Annotated in this window: 14 protein-coding genes; 5 read left to right on the top strand and 9 right to left on the bottom strand. The window is 63.0% G+C overall.

From position 1 onward, the window contains the following. The first annotated feature begins 169 nt into the window (after positions 1-169). Complete coding sequence (locus tag AB4Y97_RS07560; protein ID WP_441998410.1) at positions 170-580, top strand: NADH:ubiquinone oxidoreductase subunit NDUFA12; 411 nt, start codon at positions 170-172, stop codon at positions 578-580. Positions 581-851: 271 nt separating this feature from the next. Here the strand turns inward: AB4Y97_RS07560 and AB4Y97_RS07555 are convergent, their stop codons facing one another. Further along, positions 852-1,475 carry a hypothetical protein gene (locus AB4Y97_RS07555; protein WP_441998470.1) on the bottom strand — a complete coding sequence of 208 codons (624 nt, stop codon included), beginning with the start codon at positions 1,473-1,475 and terminating at the stop codon, positions 852-854. 219 nt (positions 1,476-1,694) lie between these two features. Continuing rightward, positions 1,695-2,360 carry a dihydrofolate reductase family protein gene (locus AB4Y97_RS07550; protein ID WP_441998409.1) on the bottom strand — a complete coding sequence of 222 codons (666 nt, stop codon included), beginning with the start codon at positions 2,358-2,360 and terminating at the stop codon, positions 1,695-1,697. A 604-nt stretch (positions 2,361-2,964) separates the two neighbouring features. On the opposite strand from AB4Y97_RS07550, the gene AB4Y97_RS07545 reads away from it, so the two are divergent. Then, a complete protein-coding gene (locus AB4Y97_RS07545; protein ID WP_441998408.1) occupies positions 2,965-3,570 on the top strand; it encodes a DUF2155 domain-containing protein in 606 nt (201 codons plus the stop codon). Positions 3,571-3,582: 12 nt separating this feature from the next. Here the strand turns inward: AB4Y97_RS07545 and aat are convergent, their stop codons facing one another. The 5 genes from aat to AB4Y97_RS07520 form a co-directional block, all read right to left on the bottom strand. Then, positions 3,583-4,251, bottom strand: coding sequence for a leucyl/phenylalanyl-tRNA--protein transferase (aat, locus tag AB4Y97_RS07540; RefSeq protein ID WP_441998407.1), 669 nt, complete (start codon positions 4,249-4,251; stop codon positions 3,583-3,585). Positions 4,252-4,538: 287 nt separating this feature from the next. Further along, positions 4,539-5,903 carry an acetyl-CoA carboxylase biotin carboxylase subunit gene (accC, locus tag AB4Y97_RS07535; protein ID WP_441998406.1) on the bottom strand — a complete coding sequence of 455 codons (1,365 nt, stop codon included), beginning with the start codon at positions 5,901-5,903 and terminating at the stop codon, positions 4,539-4,541. 5 nt (positions 5,904-5,908) lie between these two features. Then, positions 5,909-6,388: an acetyl-CoA carboxylase biotin carboxyl carrier protein gene (gene accB / locus AB4Y97_RS07530; RefSeq protein ID WP_441998405.1), complete on the bottom strand. Its 480-nt coding sequence runs from the start codon at positions 6,386-6,388 to the stop codon at positions 5,909-5,911. Between the two features lie 26 nt (positions 6,389-6,414). Continuing rightward, positions 6,415-6,882 carry a type II 3-dehydroquinate dehydratase gene (gene aroQ, locus AB4Y97_RS07525; protein ID WP_441998404.1) on the bottom strand — a complete coding sequence of 156 codons (468 nt, stop codon included), beginning with the start codon at positions 6,880-6,882 and terminating at the stop codon, positions 6,415-6,417. Between the two features lie 184 nt (positions 6,883-7,066). Next, positions 7,067-7,843 (bottom strand): DsbA family protein, encoded by a 777-nt coding sequence (locus AB4Y97_RS07520; protein WP_441998403.1) that lies wholly within the window; start codon positions 7,841-7,843, stop codon positions 7,067-7,069. A 214-nt stretch (positions 7,844-8,057) separates the two neighbouring features. On the opposite strand from AB4Y97_RS07520, the gene AB4Y97_RS07515 reads away from it, so the two are divergent. Beyond that, entirely contained in the window at positions 8,058-9,239 is a 1,182-nt protein-coding gene (locus tag AB4Y97_RS07515; protein WP_441998402.1) for a pyridoxal phosphate-dependent aminotransferase, read from the top strand. Between the two features lie 26 nt (positions 9,240-9,265). Here the strand turns inward: AB4Y97_RS07515 and AB4Y97_RS07510 are convergent, their stop codons facing one another. Together AB4Y97_RS07510 and AB4Y97_RS07505 are read right to left on the bottom strand one after the other, a co-directional pair. Further along, complete coding sequence (locus tag AB4Y97_RS07510; protein WP_441998401.1) at positions 9,266-11,881, bottom strand: Rne/Rng family ribonuclease; 2,616 nt, start codon at positions 11,879-11,881, stop codon at positions 9,266-9,268. 240 nt (positions 11,882-12,121) lie between these two features. Continuing rightward, complete coding sequence (locus AB4Y97_RS07505; protein WP_441998400.1) at positions 12,122-12,340, bottom strand: hypothetical protein; 219 nt, start codon at positions 12,338-12,340, stop codon at positions 12,122-12,124. Between the two features lie 170 nt (positions 12,341-12,510). Here AB4Y97_RS07505 and AB4Y97_RS07500 point away from each other — a divergent pair, with 170 nt between their 5' ends. Together AB4Y97_RS07500 and AB4Y97_RS07495 are read left to right on the top strand one after the other, a co-directional pair. Next, positions 12,511-13,740, top strand: a complete 1,230-nt coding sequence (locus AB4Y97_RS07500) for an N-acetylmuramoyl-L-alanine amidase (RefSeq protein ID WP_441998399.1) — start codon at positions 12,511-12,513, stop codon at positions 13,738-13,740. Positions 13,741-13,883: 143 nt separating this feature from the next. After that, positions 13,884-16,307: a penicillin-binding protein 1A gene (locus AB4Y97_RS07495; RefSeq protein WP_441998398.1), complete on the top strand. Its 2,424-nt coding sequence runs from the start codon at positions 13,884-13,886 to the stop codon at positions 16,305-16,307. Positions 16,308-16,362: the final 55 nt, after the last annotated feature.

The raw sequence follows: 16,362 nt of genomic DNA, 5'->3' as shown, positions 1-16,362 counted from the left end.
GAGATTTCCTTCGTCAAAATTGGCCATAATCCTAGGAAAATCCCGCACCGGATGCCCGGCAGCGCCTCAAGAGAGAATCAGACGCGGAATCCCTTGCGCGTAAGGCTGGACTTCGCGCGGGCGTGAAGCCATATTCCGCGCGACTTCACGAACCCCTTTGGCGGCAGCGATGAAACAGTTTTGGATTCAATTCTTCACGTGGTGGAACGGAACGACGCTCGGGACCCGATTCTACACGTGGCGCCGTGGCCAGTTCGTGGGTACGGACGAGTTCGGCAATAAATATTATCGCGCCTTGGGCCCTCTGATCGATCGCTCCGTCGGCCCCGAACGCCGCTGGGTCGTCTATAACGGCGATGCGGATGCCTCGCGGGTGCCACCCGGCTGGCGCGCCTGGATGTGCCATAATTCCGCTCTGCCGCCGAGCGAGGAACCTTACCAGCCGCGCGAGTGGGAAAAGCCTTTCGTCCCCAACATGACGGGTACGCCTCTGGCCTATCGGCCTTCTGGCTCGATGCTCGCAACCGGCAAGCGCCCTTCCGCGACGGGCGATTACGTTCCCTGGACCCCGGGAGAATAAGGCTTTCCTGGCCTTGTTCCGCTCAAAGGCATGTTGACCAGATCCCAGCCCAGAGCCTGCGTGGAATGTGGCCTGCCTGTCGGCCACACTGATTTTGCTTATTATGGAGGGCAGGTTCAAAAGGGGGCGGCCTATTGGTCGGATCGGGGAATCCTGTGCTCGCCCGTCTGTTCCGTGGCCCATTTCGTCCGGCGGGAGAAGGAAGGCACGCCGATGACGGCGCCTGCGCCCGACCCGTTCGAGAGGCGGACGCCCTTCGACTGAGAATCGATCAGCCTTTCGCCAGTGGGTGGAAGAAGGATTGACGGTGCATCGGGGCCTCCGCGAACAGTCCGAAAGCCTGGATCACGTGGCCTTTCGGCACCTCGATATTGCGAGCGATCCCTACGCCTTTCAGTACGCCGCCCCGTTCATCCGGTTCCGAATCGCGATAGGTGCCGCCGTCGCCCAGGCGGCAGTTCTGGCACCGAATCGGTCCGAGAATTTGAGCACCCTGGCCGATTCGATTGGGCAGGGTGAGCGATCCTCCGCCGAGCAGGCGCGCACCGTCGCCTATCTCGATCAAAGCTCCCGCCTCGGCCTTGATCGTAAAGCCGCCTTCCTCACCGATCTCGGCCCCCGCGCCGATCAGGACGGATCCGTCGATGGCAACGATACGGGTTCCTGAAAACAGCACCGTGCCATCGCCGATGGCGACCCCGGAATCGTGGGGGCATTGCACCACGGTCCCGGGCCAGAGAACGACCCCCCGACCCAGATTCGCTCCCGGCGATATCAGAGTCGAGCAGGGGTCGAGGATGTCGATATCGTGCCGTCCCAGGGCGACGGTATCCTCCAGGCTGAGGAAGCCAAGCCGCTGCCGGACGGAGTCGTCAGGTGCAGTGGAGGGCGACATCGTTTTCACGGGCAATCCTTAGTGCGGGTCTTGAGCGTCCTCCTTATGAAGTCCGCTCCGCGCCAACAGCAAACATTAGTCCCACGTCAGGAAGCGGAGATTCAGGCTTTACCTTCCCGAACGGCCTACGACGCGCCAACGTCGCAGTCTCCGCAATCGCTGGCATAAACGATAGCCCATAAACAACGACCGCTACCACGTGGCGCTTCGAAGTGCATCTCAGCCCTCGCGCTTCACTCGCTCCCGCCGTGCGATTTCGGCCTCCGAGGGATGCAGCAGCTCGAACGATCCGGTACTGATCGCGCCTGCACGGTCATAAACGCTCATGATGACACCCGTTGTCGACACCTTGGTTGTGGCAAGCTTCAGCGCGCCCGGTTTGGTGCCCTGGCCGAACAGGCGCTTGCCCGGGCCGAGGACGAGCGGGAAAATCAAAAGCCGGAATTCGTCGATCAGATCGTGCGCGAGCAGGGTCTGCAGCAGGACGCTGCTGCCCTGGGTCAGCAGGTTCGGCCCGTCCTCCTGCTTCAGCCGAGCTATCTCAGCTACAACGTCTCCGCGCAAGGCGACGGAATTCTTCCAGGTGAGCGGCTCCGTGGAGGACGTGGCGACATATTTGGTGACGGCGTTGAACAACTCCGCCGTCGGATCGCCGCCCTCGACGAAGGGCCAGTGGGCGGCGAAGATTTCGTAGGTCTTGCGGCCGAGCAGGAGGTCGAAGGGGCTTGAAAAGATTTCGCCCATGAACTGCCCCATGGGCTCGTCCCAATAGTTGACTGTCCACCCACCATGAGTAAAGCCGCCCGTGGGGTCCTCCGGCGGCCCGCCCGGCGCCTGCATGACACCGTCCAAACTCACGAAAGCGGCGGAGACGACTTTTCTCATTTCGGGCTCCATCATGTCTGCATCGAGGATGGATCGGCGCGTGCCGATCCGAAATCCGACAGTGCTAATTTTCCCGCGCGTGGAAGCGAGGCATCTATTCCCCATGATATCGGTCGCATCGCCGATGTCAGAGCATCTTAGGCGCCGGATAAGGCCAAACTCCTAGGCCCATCGGCAAGGGCGCAGTCTAGGGACATTCTTCCTCTTTCGGAAGTCGATAAGGCGGTCATGGGTCCTGTTGCGTCGGCGATGGCAGCAGCTGGTCGTAACTGGACTTCTGGCCGAGGGGGAACAATCCATGCTGTGCAACCGATCCCGCCGACGAACAAAATCACGGGAAATCTATCGCAGTCCTTGGGCTCGGAGCAGATTCGCTCTCCACCCGATTTTCAGATGCGGGCGATAGGCGGCACCCATCGCAAGAGAATAGGCTATTGGATGCGCGAGGGATTTTTTCCGTCGGGCCGGGTTATAGGATATCCATGACCCTAGCCAATCTTTCGGACACGTTGCCCTTTTTCCAACACCGTTACCGTGTTAACGCGTGGCTGCAACGCAAAGACGGCCACGCTTGGCCGGCTGATTCACGGCGTGGACGAACAATATGAAATTCGGTTGGACGCGGGCCGCTTTGGTGCTCGCATCGGTGATTGGCGGCGCAAGCGCGGCTCAGGCTGACAGGATCAAGAACCCGACGGCTGTCTTCTCGGGACTCGACAAGATCACCGGGCGGATCGTTTCCTTCGAAGTCGGCATCGACGAGACTGTGCAGTTCGGTGCCCTGCAGATGACCGCGCGCGTCTGCTTCACCAAGCCGCCGAACGAGAATCCCAACACCACATCCTTCGTCGAGGTCGACGAGACGGGAACCGATGGCAAGCCCCGCCGGGTCTTTTCCGGCTGGATGTTCGCCGCGAGCCCGGGGCTGCACGGCGTCGAGCACCCGGTTTACGATATCTGGCTCGTCGACTGCAAAGGCGGCTCTGAAGTCATCGCGGAGCCGAAGGAACTTGCGGAGGAGCCGCCGCCCATCGAGCACGATCCCCGTCGGCCGGTCGAAGCCACCCGGCCCGGGGATATCATGAGCCCTCCCTCCGCTGCGGCGCAGACCGCTCCGCCGCCGGTCGAGGTTGCTCCCTTGCCACGACAGCCGGTCCGGCGCGCTCCACCGACGCCAATCCTCGGCAATAACCGCTCCAACGACCGATAAGGCTGGAAAAGTTTACGGGATCTCGGCGAGGATTTCCTCGCCGCTGACGATCTTGCCTTGCGGCCAGGTATCCCAATCGGCGTCGAACTCCATGGCGTTCCGGAGCATCTGCTTGTAGTTGCGACGCGGCACTTCGATAGCACCGAATTGCGCCAGATGCGGCGTCACGAATTGGGTATCGAGGAGAGTGAAGCCGCCGCGCCGGAGGCGGGCCACCAGATGAACGAGCGCGACCTTGGATGCATCGCGCTCGGCATGGAACATGCTCTCGCCGAAGAAGGCGCTTCTCAGACGCACGCCGTAGAGGCCGCCGACCAGACGATTGTCCCGGTAGACTTCGACCGTATGGCAGTAGCCCGCATCGAAGAGTTCGCCGTAGAGTTCCCGGATCCGGCGGCTGATCCAGGTTTTCTCCCGGTCGAAAGCGGGTGCGGCGCAACCTGCAATAACGGCGTCGAAATCCTCGTCCACCCTGATCTCGAATTGATCGGAACGCACGGTACGGGCAAGGCGCTTCCCGACATGAAATCCCTCGAGAGGGATGATGCCTCTTTCCCGCGGCTCGACCCAGAACAAGGACGGATCGTCCGCATCCTCCGCCATCGGAAAGATGCCTGCGGCGTAGGCCCTGAGAAGGATCTCGGGGGTAATTTCGAGAGCGCGATCAGATGCCCTACTCATCCATAACCAGACCTGATGACAGCGTGAGCTTTAGAGAATAGGGCGTGGGCGTTAAGTTGTCAGGCCGGAATGAATAAGTAGTGTGCGGCACAAGCATCACGTCGTTCAAGACCCGTTGAACGCTCCGAACGCCATCGCAGCCGGAGACAAAAAAGGCTGCCAAGCTTTGAACTTGGCAGCCTTTTCTCTTAACCGGATGAATTGCTAAGCTTGCTTCAGGACTAGCCTGAAGGGTTAGTCCGAGGCACTGCCTGGCGATAATGGAGGACTGGCGCGGGAGTGCCGCGTCAGCCCTGCTCGACGTTGTCGAGGCCGCCCGTTTTCAGGAAGTTCTCAAGCCAGTGAATGTCGTACTGGCCGTTCTGAATTTCCGGGTTGCGCACCAGAGTGCGGAAGAGAGGGAGCGTGGTCTCGATCCCGTCCACCACGAACTCGTCGAGGGCGCGGCGCAGGCGCATGAGGCACTCGTTGCGGGTGCGGCCATGCACGATGAGCTTGGCGACGAGCGAGTCGTAATGTGGGGGAATGCGGTAACCCTGATAGGCCGCCGAATCCACCCGCACGCCGAGTCCGCCGGGCGGGTGGAAATAGCTGATGGTGCCGGGCGAGGGGCGGAAGGTCGCGTGATGCTCGGCATTCACGCGGCATTCGATGGCGTGGCCCTCGATCTTGATGTCGCTTTGCTTCACCGAGAGGGGCGCGCCTGCCGCAATTCGAATCTGCTCGTTTACCAGATCGATACCGGTGATCATCTCGGTGACCGGATGCTCCACCTGGATGCGCGTGTTCATCTCGATGAAATAGAATTCACCGTCCTCGTAGAGGAACTCGATGGTGCCGGCACCGGCATATTGCAGGTCCTGCATCGCCTTGGCCACGATGCCGCCGATGCGCTCGCGCATCTCGACATTGAGAGCCGGGGAGGGACCTTCCTCCCAGACCTTCTGGTGGCGGCGTTGGAGCGAACAATCGCGCTCGCCGAGATGGATGGCGTTGCCCTTGCCGTCGCCGAGAACCTGGATCTCGATGTGGCGCGGCTTCTCGAGGTACTTCTCGATATAGACCGCGTCGTCGCCGAAAGCGGCCTTCGCCTCGGTCTTCGCGGTTGCAAGCGCGTGGACGAGATCGTCCTCGGTCCGCGCCACCTTCATGCCGCGACCGCCACCGCCGGCGGCAGCCTTGATGATCACCGGATAGCCGATGTCCTTGGCGACGCGCTTGGCCTCGGCCTCGTCCGTGATGCCGCCTTCCGAGCCGGGCACGCAGGGAATGCCGAGGCGCTTCGCGGTGCGCTTGGCCTCGATCTTGTCGCCCATCATGCGGATATGCTCCGCTTTCGGGCCGATGAAGGCGATGTGGTGATGTTCCAGCACCTCGGCAAAGCGGGCATTCTCGGACAGAAAGCCGTAGCCGGGATGGACCGCATCAGCGCCGGTGATCTCGCAGGCGGCGATCAGGGCTGGGATGTTGAGATAGCTGTCGCGGGCGGCGGGCGGGCCGATGCAGACGCTCTCGTCGGCGAGGCGTACATGCATGGCATCCGCATCGGCGGTGGAATGCACGGCGACGGTGGCAATGCCAAGCTCCTTCGCCGCGCGCAGGATGCGCAGGGCGATCTCGCCGCGGTTGGCTATGAGGATCTTGTCAAACATCGCCATTACTCGATGACGAGCAGCGGTTCGCCGTATTCGACAGGCGTTCCGTCCTCGACGAAGATCGCCGTCACGGTGCCGGCGCGGGGGGCCGTGATCTCGTTGAAGGTCTTCATGGCCTCGACGAGCAGAACCTTGTCGCCGGCCTGGACCTTGGAGCCGACCTCCACGAAGGGCTTCGCATCCGGCGAGGGCCTGAGATAGGCAGTGCCGACCATAGGCGAGAGCACCGCGCCCGGATGGGCGGCGGCGGATTTCGCGCTCGGCGCGGCCTCAGCGACGACGGGAGGAGGCGCGACGACCGGCGCGGGAGCGGCAGCAAGGGAAGGCGCCGCAACGGGAACGGTCACCGCAGCCGTGACGGTTCTCGCCACGCGGATGCGTAGGTCGCCCTTCTCCACTTCGATCTCAGTGAGATCGGTGTCGGCGATCAAGTTCGCCAGCTCACGCACGAGATCGGGATCGAAAGGGTTGTCCTTGGCCATGGGGCTCACCTCTTATTCTTGAGGAACTAATGAGTGGAGGGCTTGGCTTGCTGCGCTCGCTCGACCATGACGCGGTGAATCGCCTCGAGGCCGAGCAGGTAGCTCATCGGGCCGAAACCGCAGATCACGCCCACGGAGACCGGGGCGATAAACGAGCGATGGCGAAAGCCTTCGCGAGCATGAACGTTCGATAGATGAATCTCGACCGTCGGGGCGCCGCTGCCGGCTATGGCGTCCCTGATGGCGATCGAAGTGTGGGTATAGGCGCCGGCATTGATGACGACGCCGGCTCCCTGAACTCCCGCTTCCTGGATCCAGTCGACCAGATGTCCTTCGTGGTTCGACTGGCGGAACGTGATCGACGCGCCCAAGGCATCAGCCTTCTCGCGCACAAGCTGCTCGATTTCAGGCAGGTTCATGCTGCCGTAGACATTCGGCTCCCGGCGGCCGAGCAGATTGAGGTTGGGTCCATTGAGGACGTGGACGGTGATCATCGCGTATGGAGCGTTCCAAAGAGCTCCGAGATGTGGAGCCGAAACGCCGTCTTAGCCAAAAGGCGATCCCGGGGGAAGGGGAAAACCAAGCCTTTCCAAAGCTTAGCTTGGCCCTTGGCGGTCGTGACGGCTCCCCGGGAGTCTGACGATAGGGAAAGGTGCGCCGCTATCGGCGCTTGCCCGATCAGCAGTTGGCCTTGCCGCACCGGCGGACATTGGCGACGACCTGCTTGAGGGGCTCGAGTCCGACCGCTCCGGGAATGACCTCGTCCCCGATGATGAAGGCCGGTGTCCCGGTAAGGCTGAGCTTGTCGCCGAGACCGGCATTCTCCTGAAGGGCGCTGAGCACCTCGGGGCCCGCCATGTCCTTCTGGAGCCGGGCCATATCGAGCCCCATCTCCTTGGCTACGGACATGGCCCTCTCGCCGTTGACCCGGCCACGGGCGCCCAGGACCTTGACGTGATAGTCGAACAGCTTCTCGCCCTGGAGCTGGTTCTTCACGGCCAAGCTTACCCGGCTCGCCTCGACGGAGTCAGGGCCGAGGACGGGGAAGTCCTTCAGAACCACACGAAGCTTGGGATCGCTCTTAACGAGTGTCTGCAGGTCGTTGAGCGCCTGCTTGCAGTAGCCGCAATTGTAATCGAAGAACTCGACCAGGGTCACGTCGCCGGAGGGATTGCCGACGACCAGGGAATGAGGCGCATTGAGAAGGGATTGCCGGGTTTCCTTCAAGGCGCTGGCCTGCGCCACGCGCTGGCTCTCCGCCTGGCGCTTTTCCAGCTCCGCGATGACTTCCTGCAGCAGCTCCGGGTTCTTCAGAAGATAATCCCTCACGATCTCGCCGATGGCCTGGCGCTGCTGATCGGAGAACTCGGCCTTCTGTGCCATGGCGGACGGACCGAATGCCATGGCGCCGAGCAGAATGGCGGCCTGACAGGATTTGAGGAGCGAAAAGCGCATGGACGGTCCTTTGCGGGAGCTTGGATCGTGCCCGGAGAAGCGGTCCCCAAGGCAGATGATAAAATAGCCTTCGTCCTCAGGCCGTTCGCGTGCGAATGACGGGACGATGATATATGGGGCGAGAGTTACGAGTTTGGGTGCATAGCGTCAATTCACGGCTTCGTTGGCATGAAGATCCTTGAGGCTTAACCCTCAAGCGGTTACGAGCCCATTCATGACAAAAGCTCTTCCCGAACTTCACCTGCCCGTCGTCGCGCGCCGCATGGACCGCGTCTCGTCCTTCCTGGCCATGGATGTATTGAGCGCGGCCGCGGCAAAAGAAAGGCGAGGGGACAGCGTCATCCATATGGAGGTGGGCCAGCCCTCCGCCCCAGCGCCGCGGGCCGCCCGTGAGGCCGCCAAGGCCGCCCTCGATCTCGGCCGTATCGGCTATACGGAGGCGCTCGGGATGGCTGCCCTACGCGAGCGGATCGCACGGCATTACCGGGACACCTATGGGGTGAGCCTCGCCCCCGAACGGGTCGTCGTGACCACCGGCTCGTCGGCGGGCTTCGTGCTGGCTTTCTTAAGCCTTTTCGATCCCGGTCAACGGGTTGCGATCACCGCGCCTGGCTACCCGGCCTATCGCAATATCCTCGAGGCACTCGATCTCGAGCCCGTCATCATTCCGCTGTCGAAGGCGGATGGCTGGATCATGACGGCCCGGGCCATCGAGAAGGCGCATGCGGAAAGGCCGCTTCACGGCATCCTCGCCATGAGCCCGGCCAACCCGTCGGGCACGATGATCGGCCGCGAGGCTCTGGCCGCACTCGGCGAAACCTGCCGCCGCCTGGGGCTTTGGTTCGTCTCCGACGAGATCTATCACGGCCTGACCTATGGCGAGCCCGCGACAACCGCCCTGACCACCGACGACGATGCGGTCGTGATCAACTCGTTTTCCAAATATTATTGCATGACCGGCTGGCGCATCGGCTGGGTCGTGGTGCCGGACCGTCTGGTGCGACCGATCGAGCGGCTGGCGCAGAATCTCTATATCTCGCCGCCCTATCTCTCCCAGGTGGCGGCGTTGGCAGCCTTCGATGCCATCGACGAATTGGAAGCCGTCAAGGCCGGCTACGCCCGCAACCGCGCGCTGCTTCTGGAAGAGCTGCCCCGGCTCGGCATCACCGAGATGCATCCGGTGGACGGCGCCTTCTATATCTATGCCGACATCGCCCGCTTCACGAACGATTCCATCGGCTTTTCCAGGCGCATGCTGGAAGAGGCGGGTGTGGCTGCAACCCCCGGCCTCGATTTCGACCCCATCGAGGGCTCGCATTACCTGCGCCTGTCCTTCGCGGGCTCCGAAAACGACTGTCGCGAGACGGTTGCCCGCCTCGCGACCTGGTTGAAATAACTTCCGTCAGTCCGGGTTCGGCGCTCTTACGACCCGCCGAGAACCGACTTGGCCTTCGACCACCAGCCGGCGCGCTTGGGGCGGTTCGGATCAGGAGGCGTCAGGACGACGGCGACCGGTTCCGGCTCGGGAATGACCGGCTCCGGGGCCTCGGCTGCGGGTTCATCGGCCGGCTGAGACGGCGGGGCAATGATGCGATCCATCGTCTCGACGACCTGTGCCGCTTCCGTCGGAGCGGGCTCGGAGGGAGCAGATTCAGCTTCCTCTTCGCGGGGGGTGACGAAACCTTCCTCGATCGCGAACTCGACAGCCTCGTCGCGGCTGCGGCCGCGGCCGCCGCGACGGCCCCGACGACGGCGACGACCGGCCCGGTCTTCACCATCGGCTTCGGCTTCGGCCGCCTCGCGGGCAACCGCTTCGCCTGCCTCGGCTGCTTCTTCGCCTTCTTCGCCTTCTTCGCCCTCGGCTTCCTGGAGAGCCTCGCCGGCCGCGCCTTCGGCATGGAGTTCGCCCCGGGCGGTCTCACGATCGCGACCCCGGCGGCGGCGGCGACGGCGGCGGCGGCGTCCACCGCCTTCGCCTTCGCCTTCCTCCTCGCGCTCCTCGCCGGCATGCGCTTCCTCGACCTGGTCTTCTTCCTCCGTCGGGATTTCAATCTCGACTTCGGGGGCCTCGTCGACAGGCATGATCGCGTCGATCTGGACGCCGGTGGCGGCGGATTTCTGTTCCAGCCGCAGAGCGGGCTCGCCGCGGTCGATCATATAGGTCGTGGTGCCGGTCAGGCTGTCATCCGCCATGACGGTGATGGCGACACCGAAGCGGCTTTCCAGTTCGCGCAGATGCACGCGCTTTTGGTTCAGGATGTAGAAGGCCGCCTCCATCCGGGTCCGGACGATGAGGTTGTAGCCGGCATTCTTGATGAGGGTTTCCTCGATCGAGCGCAGCACGTGCAGGGCAACGGACGGCGTCGAGCGGACGAAGCCCGTACCCGCGCAATGGGCGCAGGGAACGGAGGAGGATTCGAGCACGCCCGTACGGATGCGCTGACGCGACATCTCGAGCAGGCCGAAAGGCGAGATGCGTCCCACCTGGATGCGGGCGCGGTCGTTCTTCAGGCACTCGTTCAGCTTCTTCTCGACGGCGCGATTGTTCCGCTTCTCCTCCATGTCGATGAAGTCGATCACGATGAGGCCGGCGAGATCGCGCAGGCGCAGTTGGCGGGCGATTTCCTCGGCTGCTTCGAGATTGGTGCGCAGCGCCGTGTCTTCGATATTGTGCTCGCGGGTGGAGCGGCCCGAGTTCACGTCGATGGAGACCAGGGCTTCCGTCGGATTGATGACAAGATAGCCGCCCGATTTCAGGGTGACATTGTTCGAGAACATGGCGTCGAGCTGCGCTTCGATGCCGTATTTCGCGAAGAGCGGCTGCGGCTCGCGGTAGGGCTGGACGATCTTGGCATGGCTCGGCATGAGCATGCGCATGAAGTCCTTCGCTTCGCGATAGCCTTCGTCGCCGGCGACGAGAACGTCGTCGATGTCCTTGTTGTACAGGTCGCGGATGGCGCGCTTGATGAGCGAGCCTTCCTCATAGACGAGGGCGGGAGCCGACGAGGTCAGGGTCAGCTCGCGCACGCTTTCCCAGAGCCGCATCAGATATTCGTAATCGCGCTTGATTTCCGGCTTCGTCCGGGAGGCGCCCGCCGTGCGCAGGATAATGCCCATTCCTTCCGGCACTGCCAGATCCTGGGCGATTTCCTTCAGGCGCTTGCGGTCGGCCGCGTTGGTGATCTTGCGCGAAATGCCGCCACCCCGGCCCGTATTGGGCATGAGCACCGAATAGCGGCCGGCGAGCGACAGATAGGTCGTGAGCGCCGCGCCCTTGTTGCCGCGCTCTTCCTTGACGACCTGCACCAGCAGAATCTGCCGGCGCTTGATCACTTCCTGAATCTTGTACTGTTTGCGCTGCGTGCGTGGACGCTGGGGGATATCCTCCAGGGCGTCGCCACCGCCGAGTTGCTCGACCGCGTCCTCGTGATCATCCTCGTGATGATCCTCGTCGCCATGGTCTTCCTCACCATGGTCTTCGTTGCCATGGTCTTCGTCGGAGGCTTCCGCCTCGTGTCCGTCGTGCTCGTGAGCCTGCTCGACGGGACGGTCTTCCGCGCCTTCCGGCGCTTCTGCGGCAATGGCCTCGGTGCCCTCACCGGAGGTCTCGCCTTCCGTCATGCCGGGCGTTTCGCCCTCACCGGCCTCGGCTTCCGAGGAAACGACTGCTTCGCCGGCCTGCGCGCGCTTGGGAGCGGAACGGCGACGACGATTGCGGCGGCGCTCTTCCTCTAGCTCTTCTTCGCGCTGCGCCTCGGCATCGGCCTCGAGGAGCGCGATGCGGTCAGCCATGGGGATCTGGTAATAGTCCGGATGAATTTCGCTGAAAGCCAGGAAGCCGTGGCGATTCCCGCCATACTCGACGAAGGCGGCCTGGAGCGACGGTTCGACCCGGGTGACTTTTGCGAGGTAGATATTGCCTCGCAGCTGCTTCCGGTTAGCGGATTCGAAGTCGAATTCTTCGACCTTTTGACCACGTACCGCCACAACCCGGGTTTCTTCCGGGTGGGAGGCATCGATGAGCATCTTGTTTGCCATGTTGAACTCTCGACATGGCGACCGTGGGCAGAACCTGAGGCAGGAGCCGCATTGAGGGCGGGGTGCCGCGCCGCATGACAGGGCGACGGGCGAAAATTGCGTTCGGATTGCGAGCGGTCGCCATCGTGCGCCTCACAAGGGCGCATTCTGGGTTAAGTTGGGCCGACGCCACGCCGAACTGAGCGGAGCATGGGCGGGCGCGAAACCGATCGCGCGCATCGAACGGTGCCGTTACGACAGTCAGGACTGACTTCGCTTGCGCAACCATTCAACGACGGCCCTTTCGAAATCGATGCGCCAGATCGAACTGGCCACCGGCGTATTAAAGGCGAGAATTATCGCCATTTGAACCTGTCCGTGGGCCTGTCGAGGGTGGCGGGAGTCCAGCGGATCGGTCAAGACAACCGTCTCCACGGACCCGCCGCCAGAATCGGCCATGCCGGACGGGATCATGATCATTACAGATCTAACCATGCGTTTGGCAAGGTGCTGAGACACCGTGCCATAGTTGCAACAGTGACGCAACAATAAAGCCATAGAGGTGAGGTTTCATTAACGAAATCGAGACTATGGAGGTAGTGAGGGGCGCATAAAACCAACCGGCGAGCGGAATGCCTATGACGCGCTTCATGCGCCATGTTTGCTTCTGGCTTCTGGCAGCGCTCGCCGTTGCCGGATCCGCTGAGGCATGGGCCGCCGCAGGCGCCGGTCAGGGAAACAAAACGGTCGTCGCGGCGGATGTCGCTGTCGAGGTCGAAGGGTCCCAAACCCGGTTCAAGGTCACGTTGTCCGAGAAGGTCACCGTACAGACTCGCCTGATGGAGCGCCCGGACCGCCTCATCGTCGATCTGCCGGAAGTCGCCTTTCATCTGCCCGCCAATATCGGACGCAAGCGCGAAGGGCTGATCGCTTCCTACCGCTATGGTCTTTTTGCCCCCGGGCGTTCGCGGGTCGTGATGGATCTGGCGCAACCGGCTGTCGTGTCGGCGATCCGGACCGAGCCGAGCGCACTCAGCGGAGCCGCCATTCTCGTCATCGAGCTGACCCGGGTCGACCGTGAGGAATTCCGGAAGGCGGCCGCCGAGAGTGCTGCCGAAACCGGCAAGGCGGCCTCCGGGCGGGCTGTCGCCGAGGCCGCAACGGACAAGCGCCCCGTGATCGTGCTCGATCCCGGCCATGGCGGCGTCGATCCCGGTGCCAATGCGCTGACCGGCGCCTTCGAGAAGGAGATCGTCCTGTCCTTCGCGCAGCTCCTGAAGAAGAGGCTGGAAGCGCAAGGCCAGTACAGGGTGGTCATGACCCGGGACCAGGATGCGTTCATCTCCCTCGGCGACCGGGTGCGCGCCGCCAGGGCCGCCCATGCGGATCTCTTCATCTCGATCCATGCGGATTCGATTTCCGGCGGCCAGGAAGTCCGGGGACTGACGGTCTATACCGGATCGGAAAGGGCATCGGACGCCGACTCGGCCCAGCTCGCCGATCGTGAAAACAAGGCCGACGCCGTGGCCGGCATCGATTCGGCCGACGGACCTGATGAGGTCATGGATATCCTGCAAGACCTGACTTTGCGGGAGACGCGGAGCTTCTCCCATCGTTTCGCGACCCGCCTCGTCGGGGAGCTCGATTCGGTGGCGCGGCTGAACAAGAACCCCCGTCGCGAGGCGGGTTTCCGAGTGCTGAGGGCCTATGACGTGCCTTCGGTCCTGGTGGAACTGGGCTATCTTTCGAGCAAGCAGGATCTCGACCTGCTGATGTCGGACGAATGGCGCGGCAAGGCGATCACGGCGATGTCCGTTGCGATTGATCGCTTTTTCGCGACGAGGCTCGTCCGGCAGGGGGCTGCCGCAGTTTTACCATAGAAACGGTGTGGATACCGATGGCGGGGGCGCGATTCCTCAGTTAACAGGGCAGGGAGGCTGACGCCTCGGCTGCCCGGGACGAGGGGCAGCGTTGCAGATCGGGTTTATGGGCGCCATGGGCGCCGGGAACGGAATACTTTCGGATGCGCTTCGTCCTACGATTCTTCGGCTTTCTTTTCAGCATCGGGGCGATCTTCTTCCTGATCGGTGCCGCGGGCTTGGCCTATGGCTACTGGATGTTCTCGAAGGATCTGCCGGATCACGCCCAACTTGCCAATTACGAGCCGCCGGTGATGACGCGTGTCCACGCGGCGGATGGCAGCCTGATCGCGGAATATGCCCGCGAGCGGCGTCTTTACGTGCCGATCCAAGCGGTTCCGAAGCTTGTGATCGGGGGATTCCTCTCCGCCGAGGACAAGAATTTCTACAAGCATGCGGGCATCGATCCCGAGGGCATCGTGCGCGCCATCGTCGCCAATTTCCGCTCGGGGGGAAAGCGCGAGCAGGGCGCCTCGACGATCACGCAGCAGGTCGCGAAGAACTTCCTTCTCAACAACGAGCGTACCTACGAGCGCAAGATCCGTGAGGCTCTGATCGCCCTGCGGATGGAATCGACCTTCTCGAAGGACAAGATCCTCGAGCTCTATCTCAACGAGATCTATCTCGGCCTCGGGAATTACGGCATCGCCGCCGCCGCCCTGAACTATTTCGGCAAGTCGGTGCACGAACTCAGCATCGCCGAAGTGGCCTATATGGCGGCGTTGCCGAAGGCGCCTAACAATTATCATCCCTTCCGACAGCGCCAGGCCGCCCTCGATCGCCGCAACTGGGTAATCGATCGCATGGTCGATAACGGCTACATCAAGCGCGAGGCCGGGGATGCGGCGAAGAAGGAGCCGCTCAACGTCAATCCGCGCGTCATCTCGCCCAACAGCATCGCCTCAGGCTATTTCGCCGAGGGCGTTCGCCGCGATATCGCCGAGCGCTATGGCGAGCAAAAGCTTTACGAGGGTGGTCTTCTTATCCGCGCGACCCTCGATCCGCAGATGCAGGCCATGGCCCGCAAGGCACTCGTCGACGGCCTAGTGCGCTTCGACCAGGCCCGCGGGTGGCGCGGCGCTCAGCAGAAGATCGATCTCGCCGGTCGCGAATGGGGTCTGGCCTTGGCCGAGGTGCCGTCGCTCGGCGACGTGCAGCCCTGGCGCATGGCCGTGGTTCTCGATGTCTCAGGCGGCAGGGCTCGAATTGGCCTCCAGCCCAAGAAAGAGGCTTCCGGACAGGTTGCACGGGATCGCGAGACCGGTTTCATCACCGCCGACGGCGTGAAATGGACGCGCCGCACCGTCGATAAGGCGCTCTCTCCCGGCGATGTGGTCTATGTCGAGCCGATGGAGGGCAAGGACGACCAGTTCCGTCTGCGCCAGATTCCGGAGATTTCGGGTGCGATCGTGGCCATGGACCCCTATACGGGCCGCGTTCACGCCATGGTCGGCGGGTTCTCCTTCGACCAGAGCGAGTTCAACCGGGCCAGCCAAGCCATGCGCCAGCCGGGCTCGTCGTTCAAGCCCATCGTCTACTCGACCGCCCTGGACAAGGGTTATACGCCGTCGAGCCAGATCCTGGATGCGCCCTTCGTTCTCGATATGGGACCGGGCCAAGCGGCCTGGGCTCCGTCGAACTATGACGGCAAGTCGGCCGGTCTGCGCACCCTGCGCTATGGTATCGAGCACTCCAAGAATCTGATGACGGTCCGGCTGGCGAATGAGATCGGCATGCCGGCCGTCGCGGAATATGCCCGCCGCTTCGGGGTCTACGACGACATGCTGCCGCTGCTCTCCATGTCCCTCGGGGCAGGCGAGACGACGGTCATGCGCATGACGGCGGCCTATTCGATGTTCGCCAATGGCGGACGCCGCATCAAGCCGACCCTGATCGACCGCATCCAGGACCGGAACGGCCGCACGATCTACCGGCATGACGACCGCAAGTGCATCGGCTGCGATGCCGCCCAATGGGATGGCAGCGCGGCGCCCAAGTTGACAGATAGCAGGGAGCAGGTGCTCGACCCGCTGACGGCCTACCAGATGACCTCGATCCTGGAAGGTGTCGTGCAGCGCGGTACGGCGCAGAGCGTCAAGGTCGTCGGCAAGCCGCTTGCCGGTAAGACCGGAACGACCAACGATGCCAAGGACGTGTGGTTCGTCGGCTTCTCGCCCGACCTCGCTGTCGGCGTCTTCCTCGGCTACGACAAGCCGCAATCGCTCGGAAACGCCGCCACTGCGGGCCAATATGCAGCGCCGGTCTTCCGCGATTTCATGCAGATGGCGCTCAAGGACAAGCCGGCGACTCCGTTCCGTGTCCCGGCCGGTATCAAGCTGATCCGCGTCAACGCTTCGACAGGCACGCGTGCTGGTCCGGGCGAGGGCGGGGGCGTCATCGTCGAGGCGTTCAAGCCGGGCACCGGTCCGCCGGAAACCTATGTTCCGGTCGATGTCGATGGATTTCAGGCCGAGGCTCCACCGGAAGCGCGGCGCGCTGTCGGCGCCGGCATCGGCGGATTGTACTGAGCCTCTGAAACACCACATAAGGAACTCTTCGAAAAACAGCGGAGCGGAAAACAAC

Origin of the sequence: Microvirga sp. 2TAF3 (assembly GCF_052114965.1) — a bacterium.
Lineage (GTDB): Bacteria > Pseudomonadota > Alphaproteobacteria > Rhizobiales > Beijerinckiaceae > Microvirga.
Note: the sequence above shows the minus strand (reverse complement) of the source record. Positions and strands in the feature narration are given on the sequence as shown.